Below are 25,781 nucleotides of genomic sequence, written 5' to 3' on the forward strand. Positions count from 1 at the left end.
CCTGACGAACGCGGAGATACCCAGTGATCACAGTTCTTGCCGTGCATTTCGCGGTGGCTGCTGTGGCGCCGTTTCTGTTCAGGGTTTGGGGGCGCAGCGCTTTCTATGCACTGGCAGCTGTCCCCGCGGGATCCTTCCTGTGGCTGTTGCTCCAGTACGGGGCCGTGTACTCGGAGTCGGGCGCAGTGGCCGAACTCGTCCCGTGGATTCCCGCGCTCAAGCTCGAACTGGCGTTCCGGATGGACGCACTGGCCTGGGTCATGTCACTGCTGGTGCTGGGCATCGGATCCCTGGTGCTCGTCTACTGTGCGCGGTATTTCGAGAAGAAGGACGAGAACCTCGGCGGCTTTGGCGCCCAGCTTCTCGCCTTCGCGGGGGTCATGTTCGGCCTTGTCGTGGCGGACGACCTTCTCCTGCTGTTCATCTTCTGGGAACTCACCACCATCCTCTCCTACCTGCTGATCGGGTTCGCCCGGACCAGGCTGGCCGCGCGGCGCTCGGCCCTGCAGGCGCTCATGGTGACCACCGCCGGCGGCCTGGCCATGCTCGTGGGCCTGGTCATGCTTGGTTTCAGCGCCGGAACCTACCGGATTTCGGCAATCCTGGCGCAGGCATCCACGCTGATCACGGGACCGTCCGCGGACACGGTGGCCGCCGCCGTCGTACTCATCCTTGTGGGTGCCATCAGCAAATCCGCGCTGGTCCCGTTCCATTTCTGGCTCCCGGGCGCCATGGCGGCGCCCACCCCGGTGAGTGCGTACCTCCATGCCGCAGCCATGGTGAAGGCGGGGATCTACCTCGTTGCGCGGCTGGCGCCGGGCTTCGCGGAGACCGCGTACTGGCAGCCCATCGTGCTGGGACTGGGGCTTGCCACCATGCTGGTGGGTGGCTACCGGGCGCTCCGCCAGACGGACATCAAGCTCATCCTCGCGTACGGCACTGTCAGCCAACTCGGGTTCCTGTCCATGGTGGTGGGGCTCGGTACGCCCGACGCCGCGCTCGCCGGCCTGGCGATGCTGCTGGCCCACGGACTGTTCAAAGCCACCCTGTTCCTGGTGGTGGGCATCATCGACCACCAGTCGGGAACACGCGATGTCCGCAAGCTGTCGGGCGTCTTCGCTTCGTCGCGGGCATTGGGCATCGTGGCCGGCGTCGGCGCCGCGTCCATGGCCGGTGTGCCTCTGCTCGCGGGGTTCGTGGCCAAGGAGTCGGTGCTGGAGGCTTTTGTCCACCATGCGCAGGGCGGTCCGTGGGGCGCCACGGTGCTCGCTGGCATCGTCCTGGGGTCCATCCTGACGTTTGCCTACAGCGCCCGGTTCATGTGGGGGGCATTCGCGGCGAAGCCCGGAGTGGAGCCCACGCCGTTCAAGGCGGTTTCTCCCTCGTTCCTGGCCGCCCCGGCGCTCCTGAGCCTGCTCAGCATCGCTTACGGCCTGTGGCCGGCACCCGTTGACTCCTGGATCCAGCCCTACGCTGCACTGTTCGCCTCCACCGCGCCCGACGCCGGAACTCCCGGTGAGCAGGCCGGGCACCTGGCGCTGTGGCACGGGTTTACTCCCGCGCTGGGTCTGACGGTCCTCACGTTCGCACTCGGCCTGGCCATGCACTTCGGACGGACCGCTGTGGCCCGCGCGCAGGACCTCGTGCCCGGCTGGGTCGATGCGGACCGGGCCTACCAGCTCACCATCGGGGCGCTGGATGACACCGCCGTGTGGATCACCGGCCGCACCCAGCGAGGTTCGCTGTACTTCTACCTGGCTGTCATTCTCTCCATGGCGTTTGCGCTTCCGCTGACGGTCATGCTCCTGGCGGGCAAGCCGCTGCCGGAGAACCTGTACTTCATCGACCCCTACTCGCCGCTCCAGGCGGTTGTGGGGGCGGGAATCGTGATCGGTGCCCTGGCTGCCGTCAAGGCGAACAAACGGTTCCTGGCCGTCCTGATGGTATCCGTGACGGGCTACGGCATTGCCCTGATGTTCGCGCTGCAGGGCGCGCCGGACCTCGCCCTCACCCAGATGCTGGTGGAAACCATCATTCTGGTGGCTTTCGTGCTGGGCATGCGCAGCCTGCCGGCCGAGCTCCGCGACCGGACCGGCGGGAAATACCGCGTGGTCCGTGTGGTGATCGGCCTGGCATTCGGCACCACCATGATTTTTGCCGCCATCTACGCCATGGGTGCGCGGGTGGCCGTGCCGGTCTCGCTCGAGTTCCCGCGCCTCGCCTACGAGGGCGGCGGCGGGCTGAACATCGTCAACGTGACCCTGGTGGACATCCGGGCCTGGGACACCTTCGGTGAGATATCCGTCCTCGCCCTGGCCGCCACCGGTGTTGCCAGCCTGATCTTTGTCCGCGGGCGGGGCGACCGGATCAAGGTCTCCGCCACAGTTGCCGAGGGCAGCGTCGGCCGGCACGTCGGCGTGGATCCCGGATCGCGGGAGGCCGCAGCGCTGGCCATCAGCCGGAAGTTCGCGGCCTCCACAAGGGACGCCTGGATTGTGGCGGGACGGACCCTTGCACCTGAACGCCGGTCCATCATCTTCGAAGTGGTGACCCGGCTGATCTTCCACACGCTGATCGTCTTCTCCCTCTACCTCCTCCTGGCCGGCCATAACCTGCCGGGCGGCGGGTTCGCCGGCGGCCTCACGGCAGGCCTTGCGCTGGCCATCCGCTATCTGGCAGGCGGCCGCTTCGAACTCCGGGAGGCCACCCCTGTGGGAGCCGGGACCCTGCTGGGAATAGGACTCGCGACGGCGGCGGCGTCCGGCGTGGTGCCGCTCCTGCTGGGCGGCCAGGTATTCCAGAGCGCCATCATTGAGCTGTGGCTGCCTGTCTTCGGCGACATCAAGTTCGTCACGTCCACCATCTTTGACATCGGCGTGTACACCGTGGTCATCGGCCTGGTGCTGGACGTCCTGCGCTCCCTGGGCGGCAAGATTGACGAGCACTTTGAAGACGACGCCGAAGACCACGGTGTACACGCCGATGAGGAGACGCCCTCCAGCGAGCCGGATTCAGTGGGCGCCGCCGTCGAAACCACCGCGAAGGGCCAAGGATGAGTGTCAACCTGACCCTGCTGATTGTCATGGGCGCGCTGTATGCCTGCGGAATCTACCTGATCATGGAACGAAGCCTCACCCGCGTGCTGCTGGGGCTGATGCTCCTGGCCAACGCCACAAACCTCCTGATCCTGGCCACCGGCGGTTATGCCGGGCTCGCTCCGTTCTTCAACAAGGACACGGCTGCGCAGGAGTACGCGGACCCTCTTCCGCAGGCGCTGATCCTCACCTCAATCGTGATCTCCTTCGCCGTGACGGCGTTCATGCTCGGCATCATCTACCGCACCTGGGTGCTGGCGCGCCAGGACGAAATCGAATACGACCTCGAGGACCTCCGCGTTGCTGAGACACCCAGTTTCGATGCCGAGGACGATGCCGAGATCCCGGCCGAGACCTCCGAGTTTCCCCTGACGATGCTTGGCGGCGACGGAAGCTCACTGTCCAACCATGCCTCGGTGGGGGACGGCCCCGGAACGGTCGCGACCATAACGGCCGGTTCGCGGGAAATTCCTGCTGCCGATGCCGCCGCGGAAGAGCAGCCCGGGTCACGCAACCTCAACACTGGCCCCGAAGGAGGTGTGAAGTGAACACCGCAAGCTTTGCCCCGCTCGCCGTCGTCCTTCCCATCCTCGGCGCGGCCCTGGCCTTCCTGCTGATCCGCCATTCCCGGGCCCAGCGCGCCGTGAGCATCGGGGTGCTGTCACTGACGCTGCTGCTCGAATGCGTGCTGCTGGCTTCCGTGTGGGACGGCGGAACGTCCGCTGTGAACCTCGGTGGCTGGCTGCCGCCCTGGGGCATCGTGATGGTGGTGGACCAGTTCTCCTCCCTCATGCTGGTGGTGTCCTCGGCGGTGAGCCTTGCGGTGCTGGTGTACGCAACTGGCCAGGGTATGGCTGACGGCGACCAGGACGCGCCGGTGTCGATCTTCCACCCAACCTTCCTGATCCTGGTGGCCGGCGTCTCAAATGCGTTCCTGTCAGGGGACCTGTTCAACCTCTACGTCGGCTTCGAGATCCTGCTGACGGCAAGCTATGTCCTGATGACCCTGGGCGGGACGGGCCCCCGCATCCGCGCCGGCGTCACCTACGTGGTGGTGTCCGTGGTTTCCTCGGTGCTGTTCCTGATCTCCATCGCCATGGTCTACGGCGCCACCGGAACAGTGAACATGGCCGATCTCGCCATCAAGCTCGCCGATCTGGACGAGGGAACCCGGACCTTGCTGCACGTCATGCTGCTGGTGGCCTTCGGCATCAAGGCCGCTGTGTTCCCGCTGTCCTTCTGGCTGCCTGACTCCTATCCCACCGCACCTGCACCGGTAACGGCTGTGTTCGCGGGCCTGCTGACCAAGGTCGGCGTCTACGCGATGGTCCGCACAGAAACCCTGCTTTTCCCCGGTGACAGCCTGAACACGCCCCTGATGGTCGCTGCGTTATTGACCATGGTGGTGGGGATCCTTGGTGCCCTGGCACAAAGCGACATCAAGCGGCTCCTGTCCTTCACCCTGGTCAGCCACATCGGCTACATGGTCTTCGGCCTGGCGATGTCATCCGTGGCCGGGCTGGGCGCCGCTGTATTCTACGTGGCCCACCACATCACCATCCAGACCAGCCTGTTCCTGGTCACGGGGCTCATCGAACGCCGGGGCGGCAGTTCCTCCGTGGACCGGCTGGCGGGCCTGGCCAAGTTGTCGCCCGTGCTGGCCATCCTGTTCTTTGTGCCGGCCATGAACCTCGCCGGCATCCCGCCGTTCTCCGGATTCCTGGGCAAGGTGGGCCTGATCCAGGCCGGAATCGAACTGGGCACCCCGCTGGCCTACGCCCTGGTGATCGGCGGGGTGGTGACCAGCCTCCTGACGCTCCTGGCCGTGGCCCGGGTCTGGAACCGCGCGTTCTGGCGCAAGCCCTCCGACGCCGAGTACCCGGACCCCGTGCTGCTGGCCGCGCCCGAAGATTCGGACACCGGCAGCAGGGCCGGCCGCACCAACGTCACGCTGCTGCCCCGGACCATGGTTGGCCCCACCGTCGGCCTGGTGCTGCTCGGCGTTGCACTCACCGTCTTCGCCGGCCCGCTCTTCGGTGTCGCCGATCAGGCCGCCCAGGAAATGCTTGACCGGACCTCCTATATCCAAGCGGTAATGGGCGAGGACGCTCCTGTACCGCCGCTGGCCCTGAAGTCGGGAGGCGGAAAATGACCCGCCGCCGGATTTCCCTGCGGCAGGAACTTCCCCTGCTCGTGTGGCTCGTCATCGTCTGGGGCGCGCTGTGGCAGGACTTCAGCGCCGGCAACCTGCTCTTCGGCACGTTATTGGCCGTGCTGGTGGCACGGATGTTCTATCTGCCCCCGGTGGAACTGAGCGGCCGGTTCAATATCCTCCACGCCGTCCCGTTCGCCGTACTGTTCATGGGAAAGGTGGTGGCCGCCAGCATCGACGTCATGTACCTGGCCGTGGTCCGCGGGCCGAAGGTGATCAGCGCCGTCGTCGCCGTCCAGCTCCGCAGCCACCAGGACCTCATGGTCACTGCCACCGGGCATGTCATTTCTTTGATCCCCGGTTCCCTGGTGGTGGAAGTGGACCGTTCCACCTCCACCCTGTACCTCCATGCGCTGAACATCAGCACCCCTGAAGGTGTGGAGAAACTGCGCCAGGAAGTGCGGGCCATCGAGGCAGGCCTGATCCGGATCATGGGCACCCCGGAAGAACTCGAAACGATCCGGCAGGAGGCCGCAGCATGATGCAGACCGTCCTGGCTGTCACGGCAGTCATTCTTTCGCTGGCGGCCGCGGGAGCCATCATCCGGATTGCCCGCGGGCCCTCGCTGCTGGACCGCGTGCTGGCCTCGGACGTCCTGCTTGCCATCCTGGGCGCGGCTTTGTGCATCGACATGGCGGTCAACAGGCACCTGAACAACCTGATGCTGCTGGTTGCGCTGTCCATCGTCGGGTTCGTCGGCTCGGCCACAGTGGCGCGCTTCGTTGCCGGCCGGCGGGAGCAGCCCAATGAATCCTGAAGCCAGCGTCGTGGACACCATCATCGACACCGTATCTGCCGTGTTCATGGTGGTGGGCGCCCTGATGTCCCTTGCCGCCGCCGTCGGCCTGCTCCGCTTCCCGGACCTGCTGAGCCGCATGCACGCGGCCACGAAGCCGCAGGTCCTGGGCCTTTTCCTGCTGCTGGCGTCCATCGGCCTGCAGATGCGCACCTTGTGGGTGTGGCCGGTGCTGCTGGTGGCGTGGATCTTCCAGCTCCTCACGGTGCCGGTGTCCGCGCACATGGTTGGCCGCGCCGGGTACCGCACCAAGCACCTGCACCGTGAGCTGCTCAGCTCCGATGAGCTGGAAGCCGTGGTTCAGAAGGCGGCACAAACCGCCCGGGACGAAGCGTCCGACGCCGGCCGTCCGGACTGATTACCGGCGTCCGGCCTTGCGGCCAACGCCGGACTGCCCGGCCTGCCGGCCGGCGCGCCGGGCAGCCTGGCTAGACGATGTCCTGGGACTTGGCGAAGCGGGTGATGGCGCGCTGGGTGCCGCGGTTGGCGAGCACCTGGATGATGGTGCTGACCGAGGCGGAGATGAGCGCGAAGGTCAGGGCTGAGCGCAGGGTGGTGGGGGTGTCCTCGTGCTTGCCGGTGGGCGGCTTGCGGCCGGTGGACTTTTCCCAGACGGCGTTGACCACTTTGGTGCCGAGGAATCCGGCGCCGAGGCTGACTCCGGTGCCAAGCAGTTTGATGAAAAGGTTCATTCGTGTGACTCCTTGCGGGCGGAAAACGGACTGCCTTTAGCCTAACCGCATGGACGCCAGGATCTCCCGCAGCGCTTCCACCACAAGGTCGTGGTCCTCCTGCTGGGGCAGGCCCGAAACCGTGACAGTGGCAACAGCGCCGGCGCCGGTGACATAGACAGGGAAGCAGCCGCCGTGAGCTGCATACACGGATTCGTCGAACCAGCCCTGGTCCTCGATCCGCCCGCCCCGGAGCCGGGCATGCAACCCCACCAGCAGCGAGGGAATCTCGTACCGCGCAGCGGTGCGCTGCTTGGCCCGCACCCAGTGCTCGTTATCCGGCGTGGCGCCGTCCAAGGCAACATGGAACAGGACCTGGTCCGCCCTGCTGATGTCGATCGCGATGGGCAGCTTGCGGCTCTTGCCGAGTTCCACCAGCAGCAGCCCCAGGTTCAGCGCATCATCCTTGGTGAAACGCGGAAACTGCAGCTCGCTGATCTCGCCGTCGATCCGCGCTATCAGCGCCTCGAGGGCGGCGCGGGGCTGGTCCTCTCCGGAGTCGGGATCAAAGGCTGTCACAGAAGAATGGCCGGTGGTCATGGCCCACAATCTACCGCGCCGGCGGTGTAAACTGGACCACGCCCAACAGGGCAGATTTATTTACGACAGGGGAGCGCCGCCGTCGGGCATCACTGGCATTGCCAGGGAACCGTAGGTGGGCGCTGAGAGTGCGGACAGCCGCAGACCCTCGAACCTGATCCGGTTAGTACCGGCGCAAGGGAGTCGAGTTCTCGAAGTGTCCGGCCAGGGCGGCGACGCCGCGTGCCGGTGCACTTTCCCCTCCTGTTCCTCAGGAGGACCAAATGACAACTGCAGCATTCAACAAGACAACCAATACCTGGCGCGTCGTAGACATTGTGGTGGCCGCGCTTATCGCGATCGCCGGCGGCGTGATTTTCTGGGCGTGGTCACAGGGCGCCGGCATCGTTTCCGCGCCGATGAACGCCGTGTACCCCCCGCTGACCGGCCTGCTGGCCGGCGGCTGGATGATCCCCGCGGTGCTGGGCATGCTCATCATCCGCAAACCCGGCGCAGCACTCTTCTGCGAAACCGTCGCCGCAACCGGCGAGCTCATCATGGGCTCCCAGTACGGCGCCACGGTGCTGATCTCCGGAGTCCTTCAGGGCCTGGGCGCCGAGCTGGTGTTCTTCCTGCTCGTGTACGGCAAGTTCCGGTTCGGCTCGTTCCTGCACCAGAAGTACAACCTCCTCGCCGCCCTGCTGGCCGGCGCAGGTGCAGGGCTGTTCTGCGGCCTGAACGACTCCTTCCTCCCCTGGGGCTGGAACATCGCCTACGAACCCGGTGACAAGCTCGCCTACATCGTGTTCTGCACCATTTCGGGCGCAGTGATTGCCGGCGCCCTGTCCTGGATCGCAACCCGCGGCCTGGCCCGGACCGGTGTGCTGAGCTCCTTCGCGTCCCGGAAGGCAGCTTCGGAGCCTGCCTTCAACTGATGACCGCTTCCGACGCCGGCGCCGCGGAGGTCCGCCCGGCCGCGGTGTCCGCGCGCGGCTGGGGCTGGCGGCACGCCGGCCGCTCCGCCCCCGCCGTCCAGGGGCTCGACCTGGAGATCGGTCCAGGCGAGCGGGTGCTCCTGCTGGGCCCTTCCGGCGCGGGCAAATCCACGCTGCTTCACGCCCTCGCCGGGGTGCTGGGGGATGAGGCGGACGACGCCGACGAGACCGGTTCGCTGCTGATCGACGGCGTCGCTCCCCGCGCCCGGCGCGGACGTTCCGGGCTGATGCAGCAGGATCCGGAAACGCAGGTTGTGCTTTCCCGGCTGGGTGACGACGTCGCCTTCGGCGCCGAAAACCTGGCCGTCCCGCGGGACGAGATCTGGCGGCGGGTCCATGAAGCGCTCGACGACGTCGGACTGCGCAGTGCCGCCCGCCCGCCAGGAGCCGCCGGAACGCCGGGTTCCACCGGCGCGCAAGGTTCCACGGGGCTCGAACTGGACCACCCGACGTCGGCCCTCTCCGGGGGACAGAAGCAGCGGCTGGCCCTGGCGGGGATCCTTGCCATGCGGCCCGGGCTGATCCTGCTTGACGAACCGACGGCCAACCTTGACCCTGCCGGCGTGCTCGAAGTCCGGGACGCGGTAGGCCGGTGCCTGGACAAAACCGGTGCGACGCTGGTGGTGGTGGAACACCGGGTGTCCGTCTGGAAAGACCTGGTGGACCGGATTGTGGTGCTGCAGCCCGGCTCGGCCAACGGTTCGGCTGTCCTGCTGGACGGCCCGCCGGACCAGGTCCTCGCCGAGGCGCGGGAGATGCTGATCGGGGCCGGTGTCTGGGTGCCGGGGTACCTCCCGGCCACCCGGTCCCGCGCGACCGCCGGTTCCGGGGACCTTCTGCTGGCCGCCGAAAACCTGGCTGTCTCCCGCGAGCGGCCGCGGCGCCGCGGGTTCAGGACCATCCCGCCGGTGCCCGTGCAGGAGGGCGTGACCGCTCAGGTCCGGGCAGGCCAGGCACTGACGGTGACAGGCCCCAACGGCGCCGGAAAGTCCACTTTCGCCCTGACGCTCGCCGGACTGCTCACGCCGGTGCGCGGCACGGTGTCCGCCACTGTCGACCTGAGCGCCGGGGCAGGGATTGACCCCTTCAAATGGAAAGCCAACCAGCTGATCTCGCGCATCGGAACAGTCTTCCAGGAGCCCGAGCACCAGTTCGTCACCGGCCGGGTGCTGGACGAGCTGATGTTCGGTCCGCGCCATCTGGGCCACGGGGAGGAACGGGTGGATGACCTGCTCGAAAGGCTTCGCCTGACCCACCTTGTGGACGCCAATCCGTACACGCTCTCCGGCGGCGAAAAGCGGCGCCTCTCCGTGGCCACGGTCCTTGCGGCCCACCCCCGGGTGCTGGTCCTTGACGAGCCCACGTTCGGCCAGGACGCCAACACCTGGGCAGAACTCGCGTCGTTCCTGTCTGAACTGCTCGATGCCGGAACCGCCGTGGTGTCGGTGACCCACGACCAGGAGTTCAGTGCGGTCCTGGGCGGCACGGAACTGCACCTTGGCCCGGCCTCGCTGGGCGAGGCGCGACTGGAAGCCGGTGCCCCGTGAGGGCGGCACTGACGCTGGGCGGAAACCACGCCATCCTCACCCGGGCAAACCCGCTGGCAAAATTTGCGGCGGTCTTCCTGGTTACCCTGGTGCTGGCCCTCTCCATTGACTGGGTATCCGCCACCACCGCACTGCTGGCCGAGTTGGCGCTTTTTCCCCTGGCCGGCCTGACACTCGGACTCCTGTGGCAGCGGGGCTGGCCGCTCATCCTGGCGGCAGCCCTGGGCGGCTGGAGCACCGCCATAGTGGCCGCGGACAGCGGCGCTGTGCTGCTCGACGTCGGGATCTGGTCCATCAGCGAAGGGTCGCTGCAGCTGGGGCTGGGCTTCATGCTCCGCGGGCTGGCGATCGCACTGCCGGCCATCCTGCTGATGAGCTGCACGGACCCCACCGACCTCGCCGATGCCCTGGCCCAGAAGGCCAGTCTGCCCCACCGCTTTGTGCTGGGCACCCTGGCCGCGATGCGGCTTGTGGGGCTGATGGCTGAAGAATGGCAGACCATCGGCATGGCGCGCCGTGCCCGTGGAGTGGGCTCGCACGGAAGCCCCGCTCAACGGCTGCGCGCAACGCTGGGCCAGAGTTTCGGCCTGCTGGTCCAGGCCATCCGCCGTGCCTCCAGGCTGGCCGTCACCATGGAAGCCCGCGGATTTGGCAGCGGACAAAGGACCTGGGCGCGGGAGTCCACTTACTCCGTCCTGGACGTCTGGGTTTTGCTGGGCGGGGTGATGATCGCGGCTGCCGCTGTGGTCTCAGCCGTCAGCGTGGGGACCTGGAACTTCGTCTGGCGCTGAACTGCACGGGTAGTCGTAATCGAAGCCGTGTGCCACAAACTGGGTCAGGGCTACGTCGCCGCCGGGGGTCAACGGCTGGCGTGAGCAGTTGGCCTCCGCCCCGGATACCGAGAGTGCGCCCGCCAGCCAGGTGGGCAGGCCATAGAGGTTGCTGGAGCCTGCCACCGGCCCCACGATCTGCCGCCATTGATAGCTCGAGGAGTAGATGCCGACGTCGGCCTGGATGCTGTGGAAGAAGGCCGTCATGCCTTCAAGAGCGGCGCGGTTGGAGGTCCTGTCGGCTGACCAGCTGTTGCCGATCTCCACATCGAGCCACCACAGGTAATCCTGCGGGTCCGTGATGCCACGGACGTAGGCGTCATCGAAGGCCTTGGCATAGCCATACATGTAAGCGCACGCTTCACCCACGTCCTGGTCTTTGCAGGTTCCGTACGGGTTCGGAACTGAACGGCCCACCGGGTAATCGTTACTTACGGGCCACCATGAACCGGCGTGCCCGGGGTTGGCGGTGTTGACATACAAGGCAACAGAAGGCTGGCCGGTCGGGTTCACACCGATGGCCTGCGCCCAGCGGAGCTGTTCGCCGAGGCAGGGGTTGGTGGTGTTGGCCAGGCCGTTGTTCACGCCCACGATCCCGAATGCAGGATCTGCCGGCAGCGTCTTCCTGCACTGCGGCCAGGAAACATCGTTGCCCAGGACCTGTTCTGTTGAATCGTCCGGTGGCGGTGCGGCGCCGGCTGCCGGAGCCAACGCCAGCCCCAGTACGGCCATGAGCAGGCTCAGCGCTGCTAGCACGGCCACCCGGTGGGTTCTGGCTGGCTGCTCCTGCAACGCGGGCTCGTGCATCGCGGACCTCCACTGTTGCCGGCCCGCGGGGGCTACGCCTAAGGCGCGGTGCCTGTGAAGCCGGTATTTTCAGTGTCCACCGCCCGGCAAGCCTGGTCAAGGAGATGCGTCGGGCAGCGCAGATATCGCATGAGGCGGGTATTTTGTGAGCATTCTCGCGGAATATGGCAATTCGGGGGCCGCAATAACTCACTTGTGATATTTTTGGGGTATGACTCAGGAAGCCGCCGAACACATTGCCGCCACCCTCCGGGACACCCGCACTGAGAAGGGCTGGACCCAGGGACAGCTCGCGGCCGCGCTGGGAACCAGCCAGAGTGCTATCGCCCGGATGGAGCAGGGAAAGCAAAATCTCAGCCTCAAAATGATCCAGCGGCTGGAAACCATTTTTGGCCGCAGCATCGTCAACGTCGGCAGGCCGCAGATGACGCACCTGCGGATCGAAGGCGGGCGGACGCTCTCCGGTGCGGTGGACGTCAACAGCAGCAAGAATGCCGGTGTGGCACTTCTGTGCGCCAGCCTGATCAACCGAGGCACCACAGTGCTGCGCCGCCTCGCCCGGATCGAGGAGGTCAACCGGATCGTCGAAGTGCTGACCAGCATCGGCGTCGAATGCACCTGGCTCAATGACACCGACCTCCAGTTGCGCCGGCCGGCCGAACTCAACCTCGGCGCCATGGACGTTGAGGCCGCCCGCCGAACCCGCAGCGTGCTCATGCTCCTCGGTCCGCTGCTGGATGAAGCCGGTGAATACCGCCTCCCGTATGCCGGCGGCTGCGACCTTGGCACCCGCTCCGTGGAGCCGCACATGCAGGCGCTGCGCCAGTTCGGGCTTTCGGTGGAGGCAACGGCCGGCTTCTACGCCGTGCAGGCCCCAAAGCCTGATGCGCAGCACCGCTCCTTCGTCCTGACCGAACGCGGCGACACGGTCACCGAGAATGCCATCATGGCGGCAGCCCACCGCGAGGGCACCACCGTCATCCGGAACGCCAGCCCCAATTACATGGTTCAGGACCTTTGCTTTTACCTCCAGATGCTGGGTGTGAAGATCGAGGGCGTGGGCACCACCACGCTGAAGATCACCGGGCAGTCACTCGTCGACGTCGACATTGAGTATTTCCCGTCCGAGGATCCCATTGAGGCGATGAGCCTTATTACCGCCGGCATCGTCACCAATTCCGAAGTCACCATCCGGCGCGTACCCATTGAGTTCATGGAGATCGAGCTCGCCACGCTGGAGCAGATGGGCCAGCAGCTGGAGGTCTCAGGGGAGTACATGGCGCGCAACGGCCGCACCAGGCTGGTGGACGTGACCACCAAGCCCTCCGAGCTCCGGGCGCCGGAAGACAAGATCCACCCCATGCCGTTCCCTGGCCTGAACATCGACAACCTGCCGTTCTTCGCGGTCATCGCGGCGAACGCGCACGGCCAGACCATGATCCACGACTGGGTCTATGAGAACAGGGCCATCTACCTCACGGAATTGAACAAGCTCGGCGCCCAGGTGCAGCTGCTGGACCCGCACCGGATCTACGTCAACGGCCCCACGAAGTGGCGTGCCGCCGAGGTGGGCTGCCCGCCTGCCCTCCGGCCGGCCGCCTGCCTGCTGCTGGCGATGCTGGCTGCCCGCGGGGTTTCGGAGCTGCGGAACATCTACGTGATCGAGCGGGGCTATGAGGATCTGGCCGAACGGCTCAACGCCATCGGCGCCAAAGTGGAGTACTTCCAGGATTAGCGTTTCGTCATGATGGGCCGCAACCCGGCTAACCGGGCGGCGGTTGAAGCACAATATAGTCATGCGAACATTCGGCGTCGAGGAAGAACTCCTGATCGTTGATCCGGAGACGGGGGAGCCGCTTGCCCTGGCGGATGCCCTGCTTTCCGGCCGGCGGCTTGCTGCTGACGATGCCCCGGAGGATCCGCAGGTCCTGGGAGCCAAGGACAAAACCGCTTACGACGACGGCGAGATGGGCCTGAGCGCCGAGCTCAAGCTTGAGCAGATCGAGACCCAGACGCGCCCGTGCCTGCAGTATGCGGAGCTGTTGCCGCAGATCAGGGCCGGCCGCCTGCTCGCCGACCAGGCGGCTCGCAAGAACGGCGCCAGGGTGGCCGCACTGGCCACGTCCCCGCTCGCGTCCACGACGCACACTACGCCGGACCCGCGCTATGCACGCATGCTGGAGCGGTACGGACTGACGGCCCAGGAGCAACTGACCTGCGGCTTTCACGTCCATACCTTCATCGAGTCTCCCGAGGAGGGCGTTGCCGTCCTGGACCGGATCCGGGACAAGCTGGCCGTCCTCACGGCCCTGAGCGCCAACTCTCCGTTCTGGAACGGGATGTGGACGGGTTTTGAGAGCTACCGCACCCAGGCGTGGAACCGGTGGCCGACGTCCGGACCGGCTGGCATTTACAGCACCTACTCCGCCTACCGCCGCGTGGTGACGCGGCTGCTGGACAGCGGCGTGATGCTGGATGAAGGCATGCTCTACTTCGATGCCCGGCTGTCCCGCAACCACCCCACTGTCGAGGTCCGGGTGGCCGATGTCTGCCTCCGCGCGGAAGACGCCGCCCTGATCGCCGTACTGGTACGGGCCCTCGTGGAGTCGGCCAGCCGCGAATGGCGCGAGGGCGTCGATCCGGCGCCGGTCCCCACGGTGCTGCTGCGGATGGCGGCCTGGCAGGCGAGCAGCAGCGGGCTCAGTGGAGAGCTGCTGGATTTTGGCACCTTCCGGCCGGCGCCCGCCGTGGACGTGGTGCGGTCCCTGGTGGATTACCTGGCTCCGGTGCTCGAGGAGCAGGGGGAGCTGGCTCTGGCCAGGCAGGGCGTCGAGGACATTATTGCCCGGGGCACCGGCTCCACTGAACAGCGCCGGGCGCGGGATTCGGCGTTGGAACACTCAGCACCCGACGACGGCGGGATGGGCGCCGTCGTCGCCCACGCCGTCGGCGTCACCATGCGCGGAACCTCCGGCCTGCCGGAAGAGAATGAGGCCCCCGAATTGCTCAGGGTCCGCCAGGCTTAGGTGCCGGATTCGTCGCCAGGGGTAACGGCGCGTTCCTCGTAGCGCATCAGCTGTGCCCCCACAGCACCCTCGACCAGGTAGAAGACAAACGGCGGGATGTCCTTGGCCCCTGCCAGGATGGCACCGAAAACCGGGGCGCTCGCGGCGGCTGTGATGCCGCTCCACGGCTTCAAAGGCGAAAGCAGCAGTCCCGCGCCCAGGGCGGCCAGTGCAGCCACGTGCAGTCCCGAATACGACAGGAACGGCCAGCTTGGGCCACGCCGGTAGGCAAATTTTTCGAGATCCGCCGCGCGGTCGGCCAGGGCCACGACAAACAGGGGCGCGCCCGCAACCAACGCTGCGGCTGCGCCGGAGGCGAGGGTCTTCGACGGGCCGGACCGGATGGCCTGGGCGAACCGGACGAATCCGACGGGCACGGCCATGGTGCCGGCGGCGGCAAGGAACTGGCCGAGAATCCAGGGACCCTGGCTGCGCTGGAGCATCGCCAGCCTGGCTTCCGGGTCCCTGGTGGCGTGCACCATCCCCACGAAGGATATTCCGAGCCCCCAGCAGGTGCTGGCGGCGACGATGACTGCTCCGGCCTTTCGATAGGGCCTGTTGCCCTCCAACGTTTGTTCCCCAGTCATGGCTGGCTCCCGGTCCGGCGGATGCGTTGGCCCAGCGACATCGCGGTTGTGACCACGAAGCTACGCCGCGGGGCCGCCGCGGTCAACAGTGTGGAGCATGAACAGAGGGAGCAGGAACAGGGTAGACAATCGGGACAGCCTCAGGCGCCCAGCGCCAGACGCGCTCCCAGTGCCAGCATGACGACGGCGACTGAGCCGTCCAGAATGCGCCAGGACGAAGGCCGCGCGAAGAACGGACGCAGGGCCCGCGCCCCGAAACCCAAAGCACAAAACCACCCCAGGCTTGCCGCCATAGCACCGGCGCCGAACCACCACCGCAACTCCTGCGCCTGCTGGTTGGCCACGGACCCGAGCAGCAGCACGGTGTCCAGATAGACGTGCGGGTTGAGCCAGGTCAGGGCCAGCACGGTAGAGATGGCCGCTCCGGCGCGGAGGGCGGGTTCCTTGCCGGCGGCCGTCAGTGCCCCGGGCCGGATTGCCCGCCTGGCCGCCAGTATGCCGTAACCAACGAGGAACGCGGCCCCCGCATACCGCGCCACGTTCATCACCACCGGACTCGCCTCCATCAGTGCGCCGACCCCGGCAATGCCTGCGGCAATAAGCGCCGCGTCGGAGACGCTGCAGACAAGGACGACGGCGGCGACGTGCTCACCGCGGATGCCCTGCCGCAGGACAAAGGCGTTCTGACTTCCGATGGCCACGATGAGGGCCAGGCTGGTGCCAAAGCCGAGCACGACGGCGGGGAGGAGGGCAGTGGGTTCCATGTTCTCCAAGGTACGGCCGAGGCTATGATAACTCCAGCTAATGATTTTAAACTCTGGTAAGGAATCCTAATGAGGACATTCCAGTTCGAGCAGCTCCGCACCTTTGCGGCGGTGGTGGACGGCGGCACCCTGGAAGCGGCTGCCCGCAGCCTGTACGTCACGCCGTCGGCCATCTCCCAAAGGCTTAGGGCGATGGAGGATGCCGCGGGGCAGATCCTGCTGCAGCGCACCAACCCCGCCCGCCCCACGCCCGCCGGAGAGGCAGTCCTCCGGTATGCCCGGCAGGTCCGGCAACTGGACTGGGATGCCCGGCAGGAGCTCGGAGACAGCGGGGCAGGGCAGAGCCAGCCCATCCCCTTGGTGGTGAACGCCGACTCCCTCTCCACGTGGTTCATGCCCGCGCTGGCGAGCCTGCCCCCGGGTCTCGGTGCATGCTTTGAACTTCACCGCGAGGACGAGCAGCATTCCACGCAGCTGTTGAGGACCGGAATGGTGATGGCAGCGGTCACTGCCACTCCCGAAGCAGTTCAGGGCTGCCGGGTGGAACCGCTGGGTGCCCTGAGATACCGGGCCGTGGCAAGCCCCGGGTACATCGGCCACTGGTGGCCCGACGGGCCGGAACTCGTAGCCGGCAGCCGGGTGCCGGTGGTGGACTTTGACCGCAAGGACAACCTGCAGGACCAGTTCTTCACGACGGTGACCGGTGCAGGCCTCACGGCACCCCGGCACTACGTTCCATCCTCTGCCGAGTTCGCGCAGGCCATCCGGCTGGGACTGGGATGGGGGCTGCTGCCGGAGCAGCAGTGCCTGGCCGACGTCCGGCGCGGGGACCTCGTGGAGCTGGCGCCGGAACACCCGGTTGACGTGTCCCTGTACTGGCAGCGCTGGAAGATCGATTCACCTGTACTGAACGAGTTGACTGCGGCCGTTCGGAAGACGGCGTCCGAGCAGCTCCGCCAGCCCGGATCCTGAGCGTTGCCAAGAGGAGGGATGCGCCTACCGAGGTGCCCGTGCCATACTGGCGGCCGTGACGTCGTCGTATTCGTTCCGGGCCGAATTGTGGCTCTATCCCGGCGAGGCCGGGTGGCACTTTGTGACCGTGCCCCCGGACGTGGCAGAGGACATCCGCGAAGAGGCAGCTGCGTCCCGGAGGGCCTTCGGATCGGTCAAAGTCACGGCGGAAATCGCGGGGCACACCTGGCAGACCTCGGTCTTCCCCGACAGCAGGAGCGGCTCCTTCCTGCTCCCGGTCAAGAAGGACATAAGAGCGGCCGCCCAGGTCAGTGCCGGAGACAAAGTGGACGTCCGCCTCACGGCCGCTGGCGATGGATAGGCCGGGTCTCCCGCGCCGGACCATTCCCTTTTGCCGCGCCCGCTGAATAGTATTGGCAGACGGCGCGTCCAGGTACGCATCGATTATCAGGGGGACGATGCATGGAACACCCGACGCGACGCAGCGCGCTGCTGGGATTTGGGCTGGCTGCTGTCAGCGTCGGGGTGGGGACTACGGCCGCAACGGCAGCCCCGCTACCAGCCGTGACACTCGCGCCCGCCTCCGGTTCGTCCGGGAGCAGTGTTGCGCTCAGTGGAACCGGCTTTCCCCGGTCGTCCGCGGGTACTGTCACGGGGGGCTCGGCGCCGGTACCTTTTCAGACCACCAAGACCGGCACCTTCAGCGCGGTGGCCACTGTCGGGGCAACCGCGCAGGGTCCTGTGGCGCTGACGGCGACTGCCGGCAAGACCTCGGTCACCGCAACGTTCACCGTCCTGGCCGGGGTCCCACCTGTCAGTGCAGCGTTCCTTCGTTTCGGCGTCGCCACACCGGGCGGGGCTGCGGCGGACACTGAGCTTGACGCTGTGGCGGGGCTGGTGGGGGAAAGTCCTGGCATCGTCCTGTCCTACAAGGACTTCCGGCAGGCCCCGCCGGTTTCTGAACTGGAATCGGTGGTGCAGCGCGGCGCGATGCCGCTGGTCACCTGGGAACCGTGGATCGCCGGCGCCGGCGTGACCCAGCCCGCCTACGCACTTGCCCGCATCACCGCGGGAGACTTCGACCCGTACATCAGCCAGTGGGCAGGTGCCCTTGCATCATGGGGCAAGCCGCTGATGCTTCGGTTCGCCCACGAAATGAACGGCAACTGGTACCCGTGGGCCGAAGCGGTCAACGGCAACGGTCCCGGGGACTACATCCAGGCATGGCGGCACGTGCACGATCTCGTCAGCGCAGCCGGAGCAACCAACGTCAACTGGGTGTGGGCGCCCAACGGAGGCGGGTCCGTTGATCCGTCCGTGCTGTATCCGGGCGATGCGTACGTGGACACCGTGGGCCTGGACGCCTACAACTGGGGCACCACCCAGGTGTGGAGTTCCTGGCAGCTGCCCGACGCCGTGTTCGGGCCGCACTTGGCCGCGCTCCGGACAATCGCCCCCGGCAAGCAGATCGTCATCACCGAAACGGCGAGCACCGAAACCGGCGGCAGCAAACCGGACTGGAACACCGCGCTGGTCTCCTACCTGAGGGCACAGCCGGACGTCTCCGGTTTTGTCTGGTTCAACCTGAACAAGGAGACCGACTGGCGGATCAACAGCAGTGCCGCGTCGGCATCTGCCCTCTCCTCGGCGCTGGCCGCCCGCCGCTAAGGCGGCGTATCAGATCTGCTTGAGCGCCTGTTCCAGATCGCCGATGAGATCGTCCACGTCCTCCAGGCCAACCGAAAGCCGCACGACGCCGTCGCTAAGCCCGATGGCGGCCCGGCCTTCGGGGCCCATGGCGCGGTGGGTGGTGGTGGCCGGATGGGTGATCAGGGACTTGGCATCGCCCAGGTTGTTGGAGATATCGATGATCCGCAGCCCGTCCAGCAGCGCAAAGGCGGCGTCCTTGCCCGAGCGGCCGCCCGTCGTCGCAAGTTCCAGTGTGAGAACGGTGCCACCGGCCTTCATCTGCTTGGCGGCCAGCTCGTACTGCGGGTGCGACTTCAGCAGGGGGTATTTGACCCAGCTGACGGCGGGCTGCTGTTCGAGCCATTCGGCGAGCCGCAGCGCGGACGCGGACGAGTGGTTCACGCGCAGCGCCATGGTTTCCAGGCCTTTGGTCAGCACCCAGGCGTTGAACGCGGACAGCGCGGGTCCCGTGTGGCGCATCAGCTGCTTGACCGGACCGTCGATGAATTCCCTGGTCCCGAGGATGGCACCGCCCAGCACCCGGCCTTGGCCGTCAATGTGCTTGGTGCCGGAGTAGACAATGACATCCGCGCCGAACTGGCCGCAGCGCTGCAGCAGGGGAGTGGCAAAAACGTTGTCGACGACGACGGTGGCCCCGGCCGCGTGCGCCAGCTCGCTGACCGCGGCAATGTCCACGATTTCCTGCATGGGGTTCGATGGCGATTCGAAGAAAACGGCCGTGGTGGGCTCGGACAGGGCTTCGCGCCACTGGTCCAGGTCAGGGCCGTCCACGAACACCGTCTCCACGCCCCAGCGCGGCAGGATTTCGTTCAGGATCACAAAGCACGAGCCGAACAGTGAGCGGGCGGCAACCACCCGGTCCCCGGCTGCCAGCAGCGCACCCAGGGCTGTGAAGACAGCGGACATGCCGGACGCCGTCGCGAAGCACGCCTCGGTTCCCTCCAGCAGGCGGAGCCGTTCCTGGAAGGTGGCAACGGAGGGGTTGCCGTAGCGGGAGTAGACGAAGCGTTCGTCCTCGCCTGTGAAGGCGCGTTCGGCTGCGGCGGCCGACTCGTAGACGAAGCCCGAGTTCAGGAACACCGGCTCGGTGGTCTCCTGGAAGTTGGTGCGGTCCAGCCCGCCGCGGACGGCCTGGGTGTCAGGGCTCCAGCCGGCGGCATCTTTGTTGAAGGTCACTTATTTGCTTCCGAGGTTGGTGGGCAGGCCGCGGTTCTTCCAGCCGTTGACGGTTCGCTCGCCGTAGCGGTCGGGCTCGCCTTCGAAACCCTCCAGGACATTGAAGGAGGTAAAGCCGGCCTGTGTCGCGGCGATGGCGGCAGCGATGGACCGCTGGCCGGAGCGGCAGAGGAAAATGAGCTCGGTGGTTGGGTCCTCCGGGGCCTGCTGGGTCAGGTCGGTGAGGAAATCCGGGTTGGGGATCCCGCCGGGGAACGTCCACTGGATAAACAGGGGGTCGTTGTCAGTGGCCTTGGTGTCCGGGATGCCGATGTGGGCCCATTCGCCTTCGGTGCGGACGTCCACCAGGATGGCGCCCTGCTCCAGCTTGGCCCAGGCTTCCAGCGGGGTGAGGTCTCCGGCGTAGCTCATGCGTGGCCCTCGCCGTCGAAGTCGAGGTCGTCGCCCGATTCAAGGTCTTCAACAGCGGTGGCGACGGCGGCATCCGCGCTCGCGATCGCCGTCGGGAGGATGAGTGCCTGGGCAACAATCACGCTGCTGCCGTTGAATGTGGCGGCCGGGCTGCCGTGCAGGACGTACCCCTCGGCCAAGGCGGTGGAAATCCGTTCACAGAAAGCCTTGTCGTCCGGCCCCGTGATGAGCCGGTAGGACAATCTTTCTTCGGGGGCAGGTGCGTCGGACACGACGGAACTCCTTCTTTCACGCTTGCAGCTCGAATGGGTCGATATGCCGAGTATTCACCTGAGGCACCCCGCCGCGAAAGGGAGGGTTGCCGACCGGCCAGTCAGGGCTTGGCGCCGGTTCTCATTACTCCCCAAAAACGTAACATCCGGCCCGCCCGGCCGCACCGCCGCCGTCGTCATGTTCCGTAACCAAGCCGGACTTTCGTAACCTGCGCGTGCTTCTCCCCCTCACCATCCGGGCGGGACAATCAGGCCATGGCGGACAGCAGGAACCAAAGGGCGGGGGGAACCCGGGTACGGCGGCTGGCCGCGGCCCTGTGCGGAGCTTCGATCCTAATGGGCGTGGCCGGCTGCCGGGATGTTCCGGGTCCGCCGCCTTGCCTGCCGCCGGCCTACAGCGTCACGCCGTCGGAAGCGCGGCCGGGAGACCAGGTCACGGTCAGCGCGCAGGACACCACGTGCGATGCCCGCTACGGCGCGGACGCCAAGGTCCAGGTGACGGTTCGGGACGCTGCCGGAATCAACGTGCTGGAGGGACTTGCTCCGATGACCGACGACGGCGGTTTCACTTTCGTGTTTACCGTTCCGGCGGGAATGGCCGCCGGGAACGCCGGGGTCACCGCCTACCCCTACGCCTTGGACTGGTGTGACGACACCGGGGTCAACAACAGGGCGGCATCAGGACTGGAGAGCCTGGTCCGGGTCTCCTGCGTGGAGCGCCTGGTGCCAATGGTTATCCTGGCCGGCTGAGGCCGGTCCTCCTGGCGGCTGACGCGGAGGCGGGGGCGCAAGGCAACGCCCGGACAGGCCTGCGGGGACCGATAGAGTTTCCGCAGGTGGCGCCGGCCGCCATCACTGCAAAGCCGTCCCGGGGGAGGGTCCACACCAGCATGCCGAAAGCCACCGCACTCAGGCGCGTGCCGCCGTCGGCCGCACCCGGACTCCGCAGCCCGCTGACGTCAGCACTTCTTGCGGCCCTGCTCCTGCTGGCCACCCTCCTGTCCAGCCTTCTGCCGGCCGGCGCTGCCGCAGCCGCCCAACCCGGACCGGCCCCGGAGGCAGGAAAGCCGCTGCTGGGCGCTGTCCTTGAGTGGGGCCAGGACTCGGCCGGGTCCTTTGCCGAACGGCTGGGGGCCACCCCCGCGGTGTTCGGCCACGACATCTCCATCCCGTTCCGCGACGCAGAGGCCGACAATCTCCGGCAGTTTTTGGACCAGGCGTCAGCCGTTGGCTCCCACGCAATGTTCACCGTCAAGCCCACCGTTCCGCTCGAACAGATCGACGCGGCGGCGGCCCGGGCGTTCGCTGCTGAGGTCGCCAACGTTTCGGCCGGCTTCCAGGGCACGATGCTGGTGCGCTTCGCCCCGGACATGAACGGCAGCTGGGTTGACTGGGGCCAGCAGCCGGCGGCATACCGTGCTGCCTTCCGTGCCGTCGCCGCGGAGTTCAAGGAAACGGACGACGCCGGCACGCTCATGGTCTGGGAACCATACGTTGGGCGGGACTACCCCTTTGAACGGAACCGCAACGCCCCTGCCGCAGGGAGCGAGGGCTTCGCCCTGCTGGACACCAACAGCGACGGTGCGTGGGACGGCACAGACAGTGCGTATGCGCCCTACTATCCCGGAGACAACGCCGTCGAATGGGCGGGGCTTTCGGCTTACCACGACGACACAGCCGGGAAAGCCGCCGTCAACACCGTGCCTGCGTCCGGAGAGTTGGCGTCCATGCTGGCCGGCGCCGGAAACGAGGACTTCTACGCCACCTACGTGGAGCAAGCCGGGAAGCCCTTTCTCCTGCAGACGGCAGCGTTTTACAGCCCCTCGGCCGGCGGGGCTGCGGAGGCCGAGATCAAGGGAGGCTGGTGGGACCAGACGCTTGAAGCTGCCACGTCGGCGCGCTTCAGCAGGACAGCTGCCGTGGTGTGGGACGAGCGGGTCAGCACACGGGACAGCGGTGTTGCCAGTATCGACTGGACCATCACCGGAAATGCTGAGGTGGCGGCGGCCGCGCGTGCCCGGCTCGCGGCATCGCGACTGGTCACCGGCCCCGTTACTGAGCTGGGAACCGGACAGGCGCACTCCCGGGCCAACACCGTGACCGGTGCCGCCGCCTGGAGCGTGGGTGTGGCCCTGCTTGTCCTCCTGGTGGCGCTATGGCAACTCCCGCGAAGAGTCTCTGCGGTGGGTGCGTGGGGCTATGCCGATCCTTCGAAGCGGGATTCCCGGGTGGACCTGCTGCGCGGCCTGGCCATCGTGTTTGTGGTGGTGAACCACCTCGGCATGACGTCCCTCTTCCAGCTGCTGACCCAGGAGGCGGTGGGCTTTGTCTCCGGCGCGGAGCTGTTCGTGCTCTTCTCCGGGCTGGTGGTGGGAATGGTTTACGGGCCGCGGGTCAGGGATGACTTTGGCACCGTGGTGGACCTGACGGCGCGCCGGGCCGGAAAGCTCTATGTCACGGCCCTGGTGGTACTGCTGGGCATCTTCCTGGTATCCCTGGTGCCGGTCTTTCAGACCGCCTCCCTTACCTCTTACACGGACCAGGGGACAGGTGGTGCAGGGCATGGCTCCGCCGGGCGCACTTACGATCTTTATGCCGGCATGGAATCGCTCTTCGAGTTTCCGGTGCCGCCGCAGCTTCTTCCCGCCATCCTGCTGCTGCAGTTCGGGCCGTGGCAGTTCAACGTCATGGGCCTCTACGTCATTCTCCTGCTGGCCAGTCCCCTGATTCTTGCGGCGCTTAACCGCGGCAAAGCCTGGTGGGTGCTGGCGGCCACACTGGGCGTCTACGGGCTAGGGGCGGCCACCCGCTTCCGACTGCTTCCCTCCCAGTTCGAGGATTCTTTTCCGCTGATGGTGTGGCAGGTGCTGTTTGTGATCGGCCTCGTGGCGGGGTTCCACCGGCGGAAGCTCGTGGCCTGGCTCACGGCGAACCCGTGGGCGGTGGCTGCCTGCACTGTGGGCGCAGCCGTTTTCGCGTTCCTGTCCTGGGGCAACCCTTACCTCGCCAACGGCTTCGATGTGCGGTTGGCTGTCATTCCGGACGGTGTTTACCGGAGTATGTACGACTCCTTCTTTGCGCGCACCTACCTGGCCCCCGGACGCCTGCTCAATGTCCTGGTCCTGATAGTGGCCTCCTACGCGTTCCTCACCGCCTACTGGAAACCGGTGGAGCGTGCCCTTGGCTGGTTCCTCATCCCGCTGGGCCGGGCCACGCTCTACGTGTTCGTTATCCACGTGGTCCTCATAGCGGTGATCGCGAATATCCCGGCGTTGGGCCTGGGCGATGTCCTCGTCAACACCGCGGCCTACGTCGTGATCCTGGGCTTGCTCTGGACCATGGTGCGGACGCGTTTCCTGTTCCGGATCATCCCCACCTGACCGCCGCCGAGCTGCCTCAGGCTTTGAGGATGAGGGCTTCGCCCTGGCCGCCGCCGCCGCACAGAGCCACCACGCCGGTCCCGCCGCCGCGCCGTTTCAGCGCGAGTGCCTGGTGCAGCACGAGGCGGGCGCCGGACGCGCCCACAGGGTGGCCCAAGGCGATGGCGCCGCCGTCGGCGTTGATCATCCCGGCGTCGATCCCAAGGTCCTTGGCGGACTGCAGCACCACCGAGGCGAAGGCCTCGTTGACCTCGATGAGGTCCAGGTCATCGACGCTTAGCCCCTCAAGTTTCAGTGCCCGCTCAATGGCCCGGGACGGCTGGGAGTGCAGGGAGCCGTCCGGTCCGGCGGTTTGCCCGTGGCTGCCGATTTCCGCAATCCAGGTGAGGCCGGCTGCCTCTGCCGCAGCCTTGCTGGCAACCACCACGGCAGCGGCACCGTCGGACAGCGGGGACGAGGAACCTGCCGTGATGGTGGCGGACGGGTCCGTGGAGAAGGCGGGCTTCAGCGCCGCCAGGGCCTCAAGGGTAGTGCCGGCGCGGATGCCTTCATCTGCATCGATGACGACGGCGGGCCCGCGGCGTTGCGGCACCTCCACGGGAGCGATCTCCTCGGCCAGGATTCCGGCTTCCCTGGCAGCTTCGGCACGTTGGTGGGAACGGGCCGCCACGGTGTCCTGGTCCTGGCGGCTGATGCCAAGCCGTGTGTTGCCGGCGTCGGTTGCCGAACCCATCAGTTCTCCGGAGACGGGGTCCTGGAGGCCGTCAAAATTCAGCGAGTCCAGCAGCGGGGTATCGCCGATCGCAACGCCGGCCCGCAGCCGGGGCAGCAGGTGAGGGGCGTTGGTCATGGATTCCTGGCCGGCAGCCACGATGAAATCGGCCTCGCCCGCGCGGATCATCCGGGCGGCGTCGATCACGGCTGTCAGGCCGGAGAGGCAAAGCTTATTGATGGTCACAGTGGGCACGTCCCAGCCGATGCCGGCGGCGAGGCTGGCCTGCCTCGCCGGTCCCTGGCCGGCGCCGGCCTGGATGACCTGGCCCACGATCACGGCCTGGACCTGTTCCGGCGCCACGCCCGAGCGTTCCAGGGCGTTCCGGATGGCATGGGCACCGAGTTGGCTGGACGAGAAGGGTGAGAGTCCGCCGCGGAACCTGCCGAAAGGGGTACGGGCGCCGCCGAGGATGACGGGAATGCGAGCGTCGTTGCTCATGGTGTGCCTTTCCATGCTGCGGATCCAGGAGGTCTCAGGGCCAGCATAGGCGAAATCCGGCGGGCCGTTAGGGCCCCGGTTTTGCGTGTTTTCAGCCGTGGAGGATCAACTGGTGCAGCAGGTGGTCCTGCCATCTGCCCGCGATTTTCAGGTACTCCGGGGCCACCCCGATTTCCTGGAATCCCGTGCGCCGGAGGATCCTGCGTGAGGGGCCGTTGTGGACGAGCGTTGCCGCCTGGATCCGGTGCAGCCCGAGGCTTTCCCGGGCCTGGCCGGTGGCAAACCTGACGGCCGCCGAACCGATTCCCTGACGGGCCAGGCCTGCATCAACCCAATACCCGAGGTTCGCACTGAGGAACGGGCCGCGGACGATGCCGGTAAGGGTGACGGCGCCAACGATATGTGCGGGCTCGCCGTCGTCCACCAGCACCCACGGAACTTCCTGTCCCACCGAAAGCTGGGCCAGTTTGGCCTGAATGATGTTCAGCTGATGGCCCGGAGAAAAGAAGGCCTCATCCCGTGAGGGCTCCCATGCGGCCAGGTGATCACGGTTCCGTAGGCCAGGCTCATGCCTGCTGCGTCGGTGCGGCGGAGCAGCCGGATCCGGACTCCCGGGACCAGGGGCACCGTAAGCTCGCTTGGCATCAGGTTTTCCTGGGTCACTGCTTTTCCTGGGTCACTGCGGTCTAGGTTCTGGCG

At 66.9% G+C, this 25,781-nt stretch carries 27 protein-coding genes and 2 riboswitches; of the genes, 16 read left to right on the forward strand and 11 right to left on the reverse strand.

The window, feature by feature from the left end; genetic code table 11:
- Positions 1-23: 23 nt before the first annotated feature.
- Genes ABIA70_RS19965 through mnhG form a run of 6 tightly spaced genes read left to right on the forward strand, consistent with a single transcriptional unit; the run spans position 24 to position 6,461 of the window.
- Positions 24-3,056: a Na+/H+ antiporter subunit A gene (locus tag ABIA70_RS19965; RefSeq protein ID WP_354149324.1), complete on the forward strand. Its 3,033-nt coding sequence runs from the start codon at positions 24-26 to the stop codon at positions 3,054-3,056.
- The gene (locus ABIA70_RS19970; RefSeq protein ID WP_354149325.1) at positions 3,053-3,643 is read left to right on the forward strand and encodes a Na(+)/H(+) antiporter subunit C; all 591 of its coding nucleotides are present in this window, start codon (positions 3,053-3,055) and stop codon (positions 3,641-3,643) included. The genes ABIA70_RS19965 and ABIA70_RS19970 overlap by 4 nt, the downstream gene beginning before the upstream one ends.
- Positions 3,640-5,247, forward strand: coding sequence for a Na+/H+ antiporter subunit D (locus tag ABIA70_RS19975; RefSeq protein ID WP_354149326.1), 1,608 nt, complete (start codon positions 3,640-3,642; stop codon positions 5,245-5,247). The genes ABIA70_RS19970 and ABIA70_RS19975 overlap by 4 nt, the downstream gene beginning before the upstream one ends.
- Positions 5,244-5,789: a Na+/H+ antiporter subunit E gene (locus ABIA70_RS19980; RefSeq protein ID WP_354149327.1), complete on the forward strand. Its 546-nt coding sequence runs from the start codon at positions 5,244-5,246 to the stop codon at positions 5,787-5,789. The genes ABIA70_RS19975 and ABIA70_RS19980 overlap by 4 nt, the downstream gene beginning before the upstream one ends.
- Positions 5,786-6,064 (forward strand): MrpF/PhaF family protein, encoded by a 279-nt coding sequence (locus ABIA70_RS19985; RefSeq protein WP_354149328.1) that lies wholly within the window; start codon positions 5,786-5,788, stop codon positions 6,062-6,064. Before ABIA70_RS19980 ends, ABIA70_RS19985 begins: the two co-directional genes overlap by 4 nt.
- Positions 6,054-6,461 carry a monovalent cation/H(+) antiporter subunit G gene (gene mnhG, locus ABIA70_RS19990; RefSeq protein WP_354149329.1) on the forward strand — a complete coding sequence of 136 codons (408 nt, stop codon included), beginning with the start codon at positions 6,054-6,056 and terminating at the stop codon, positions 6,459-6,461. Before ABIA70_RS19985 ends, mnhG begins: the two co-directional genes overlap by 11 nt.
- A gap of 70 nt (positions 6,462-6,531) precedes the next feature.
- Here mnhG and ABIA70_RS19995 read toward each other — a convergent pair whose 3' ends face one another.
- Both ABIA70_RS19995 and ABIA70_RS20000 read right to left on the reverse strand, forming a co-directional pair.
- Positions 6,532-6,795: a DUF4235 domain-containing protein gene (locus ABIA70_RS19995; protein ID WP_108598066.1), complete on the reverse strand. Its 264-nt coding sequence runs from the start codon at positions 6,793-6,795 to the stop codon at positions 6,532-6,534.
- A gap of 36 nt (positions 6,796-6,831) precedes the next feature.
- Positions 6,832-7,374 (reverse strand): heme-degrading domain-containing protein, encoded by a 543-nt coding sequence (locus ABIA70_RS20000; protein WP_354149330.1) that lies wholly within the window; start codon positions 7,372-7,374, stop codon positions 6,832-6,834.
- A gap of 57 nt (positions 7,375-7,431) precedes the next feature.
- Positions 7,432-7,573: riboswitch (TPP riboswitch) on the forward strand.
- A 64-nt stretch (positions 7,574-7,637) separates the two neighbouring features.
- Between ABIA70_RS20000 and ABIA70_RS20005 the strand changes: the two genes are divergently transcribed.
- Genes ABIA70_RS20005 through ABIA70_RS20015 form a run of 3 tightly spaced genes read left to right on the forward strand, consistent with a single transcriptional unit; the run spans position 7,638 to position 10,686 of the window.
- On the forward strand, positions 7,638-8,288 hold the full coding sequence (locus tag ABIA70_RS20005) for an ECF transporter S component (RefSeq protein ID WP_354149331.1): 651 nt from the start codon (positions 7,638-7,640) through the stop codon (positions 8,286-8,288).
- The gene (locus ABIA70_RS20010) at positions 8,288-9,895 is read left to right on the forward strand and encodes an ABC transporter ATP-binding protein (protein ID WP_354149332.1); all 1,608 of its coding nucleotides are present in this window, start codon (positions 8,288-8,290) and stop codon (positions 9,893-9,895) included. The genes ABIA70_RS20005 and ABIA70_RS20010 overlap by 1 nt, the downstream gene beginning before the upstream one ends.
- Complete coding sequence (locus ABIA70_RS20015) at positions 9,892-10,686, forward strand: energy-coupling factor transporter transmembrane component T family protein (RefSeq protein ID WP_354149333.1); 795 nt, start codon at positions 9,892-9,894, stop codon at positions 10,684-10,686. The genes ABIA70_RS20010 and ABIA70_RS20015 overlap by 4 nt, the downstream gene beginning before the upstream one ends.
- Here ABIA70_RS20015 and ABIA70_RS20020 read toward each other — a convergent pair.
- Complete coding sequence (locus ABIA70_RS20020; protein WP_354149334.1) at positions 10,645-11,532, reverse strand: glycoside hydrolase family 25 domain-containing protein; 888 nt, start codon at positions 11,530-11,532, stop codon at positions 10,645-10,647. The genes ABIA70_RS20015 and ABIA70_RS20020 overlap by 42 nt on opposite strands.
- A 211-nt stretch (positions 11,533-11,743) precedes the next feature.
- Here ABIA70_RS20020 and ABIA70_RS20025 point away from each other — a divergent pair, with 211 nt between their 5' ends.
- Together ABIA70_RS20025 and ABIA70_RS20030 are read left to right on the forward strand one after the other, a co-directional pair.
- A complete protein-coding gene (locus ABIA70_RS20025; protein ID WP_354149335.1) occupies positions 11,744-13,267 on the forward strand; it encodes a UDP-N-acetylglucosamine 1-carboxyvinyltransferase in 1,524 nt (507 codons plus the stop codon).
- A 61-nt stretch (positions 13,268-13,328) separates the two neighbouring features.
- Complete coding sequence (locus ABIA70_RS20030; RefSeq protein ID WP_354149336.1) at positions 13,329-14,558, forward strand: glutamate--cysteine ligase 2; 1,230 nt, start codon at positions 13,329-13,331, stop codon at positions 14,556-14,558.
- On the opposite strand, the gene ABIA70_RS20035 is transcribed toward ABIA70_RS20030, so the two are convergent.
- Positions 14,555-15,184 carry a hypothetical protein gene (locus tag ABIA70_RS20035; RefSeq protein WP_354149337.1) on the reverse strand — a complete coding sequence of 210 codons (630 nt, stop codon included), beginning with the start codon at positions 15,182-15,184 and terminating at the stop codon, positions 14,555-14,557. The two genes, ABIA70_RS20030 and ABIA70_RS20035, sit on opposite strands and share 4 nt — an antisense overlap.
- 140 nt (positions 15,185-15,324) lie before the next feature.
- Positions 15,325-15,948, reverse strand: coding sequence for a LysE/ArgO family amino acid transporter (locus tag ABIA70_RS20040; protein WP_354149338.1), 624 nt, complete (start codon positions 15,946-15,948; stop codon positions 15,325-15,327).
- Positions 15,949-16,017: 69 nt separating this feature from the next.
- Between ABIA70_RS20040 and ABIA70_RS20045 the strand changes: the two genes are divergently transcribed.
- The 3 genes from ABIA70_RS20045 (at position 16,018) to ABIA70_RS20055 (ending at position 18,588) form a co-directional block, all read left to right on the forward strand.
- Positions 16,018-16,920, forward strand: a complete 903-nt coding sequence (locus ABIA70_RS20045) for a LysR family transcriptional regulator ArgP (RefSeq protein WP_354149339.1) — start codon at positions 16,018-16,020, stop codon at positions 16,918-16,920.
- A gap of 55 nt (positions 16,921-16,975) precedes the next feature.
- Positions 16,976-17,281 (forward strand): DUF1905 domain-containing protein, encoded by a 306-nt coding sequence (locus ABIA70_RS20050; protein ID WP_354149340.1) that lies wholly within the window; start codon positions 16,976-16,978, stop codon positions 17,279-17,281.
- Positions 17,282-17,382: 101 nt separating this feature from the next.
- Positions 17,383-18,588, forward strand: a complete 1,206-nt coding sequence (locus ABIA70_RS20055; RefSeq protein WP_354149341.1) for a glycoside hydrolase family 26 protein — start codon at positions 17,383-17,385, stop codon at positions 18,586-18,588.
- 9 nt (positions 18,589-18,597) lie between these two features.
- Here ABIA70_RS20055 and ABIA70_RS20060 read toward each other — a convergent pair whose 3' ends face one another.
- Genes ABIA70_RS20060 through ABIA70_RS20070 form a run of 3 tightly spaced genes read right to left on the reverse strand, consistent with a single transcriptional unit; the run spans position 18,598 to position 20,489 of the window.
- On the reverse strand, positions 18,598-19,806 hold the full coding sequence (locus tag ABIA70_RS20060) for an O-succinylhomoserine sulfhydrylase (protein ID WP_354149342.1): 1,209 nt from the start codon (positions 19,804-19,806) through the stop codon (positions 18,598-18,600).
- Entirely contained in the window at positions 19,807-20,217 is a 411-nt protein-coding gene (locus ABIA70_RS20065) for a rhodanese-like domain-containing protein (protein ID WP_354149343.1), read from the reverse strand. It lies immediately after the preceding gene.
- Positions 20,214-20,489: a DUF1737 domain-containing protein gene (locus ABIA70_RS20070; RefSeq protein ID WP_354149344.1), complete on the reverse strand. Its 276-nt coding sequence runs from the start codon at positions 20,487-20,489 to the stop codon at positions 20,214-20,216. The genes ABIA70_RS20065 and ABIA70_RS20070 overlap by 4 nt, the downstream gene beginning before the upstream one ends.
- Positions 20,490-20,502: 13 nt before the next feature.
- A riboswitch (SAM riboswitch) is annotated at positions 20,503-20,618 on the reverse strand.
- A 126-nt stretch (positions 20,619-20,744) separates the two neighbouring features.
- On the opposite strand from ABIA70_RS20070, the gene ABIA70_RS20075 reads away from it, so the two are divergent.
- Positions 20,745-21,239, forward strand: coding sequence for a hypothetical protein (locus ABIA70_RS20075; protein WP_354149345.1), 495 nt, complete (start codon positions 20,745-20,747; stop codon positions 21,237-21,239).
- Positions 21,240-21,379: 140 nt separating this feature from the next.
- Positions 21,380-23,869 carry an OpgC domain-containing protein gene (gene opgC, locus ABIA70_RS20080; protein WP_354149346.1) on the forward strand — a complete coding sequence of 830 codons (2,490 nt, stop codon included), beginning with the start codon at positions 21,380-21,382 and terminating at the stop codon, positions 23,867-23,869.
- Positions 23,870-23,885: 16 nt separating this feature from the next.
- Here opgC and ABIA70_RS20085 read toward each other — a convergent pair whose 3' ends face one another.
- From ABIA70_RS20085 to ABIA70_RS20095, 3 genes are all read right to left on the reverse strand, one after another.
- Positions 23,886-25,082, reverse strand: a complete 1,197-nt coding sequence (locus tag ABIA70_RS20085; RefSeq protein ID WP_354149347.1) for an acetyl-CoA C-acetyltransferase — start codon at positions 25,080-25,082, stop codon at positions 23,886-23,888.
- A gap of 91 nt (positions 25,083-25,173) precedes the next feature.
- On the reverse strand, positions 25,174-25,533 hold the full coding sequence (locus tag ABIA70_RS20090) for a GNAT family N-acetyltransferase (RefSeq protein ID WP_354149348.1): 360 nt from the start codon (positions 25,531-25,533) through the stop codon (positions 25,174-25,176).
- 32 nt (positions 25,534-25,565) lie between these two features.
- The gene (locus tag ABIA70_RS20095; RefSeq protein ID WP_354149349.1) at positions 25,566-25,745 is read right to left on the reverse strand and encodes a hypothetical protein; all 180 of its coding nucleotides are present in this window, start codon (positions 25,743-25,745) and stop codon (positions 25,566-25,568) included.
- Positions 25,746-25,781 lie beyond the last annotated feature (36 nt).

It is taken from the genome of Arthrobacter sp. 754, assembly GCF_040548695.1.
Classification (GTDB): Bacteria; Actinomycetota; Actinomycetes; order Actinomycetales; family Micrococcaceae; genus Arthrobacter.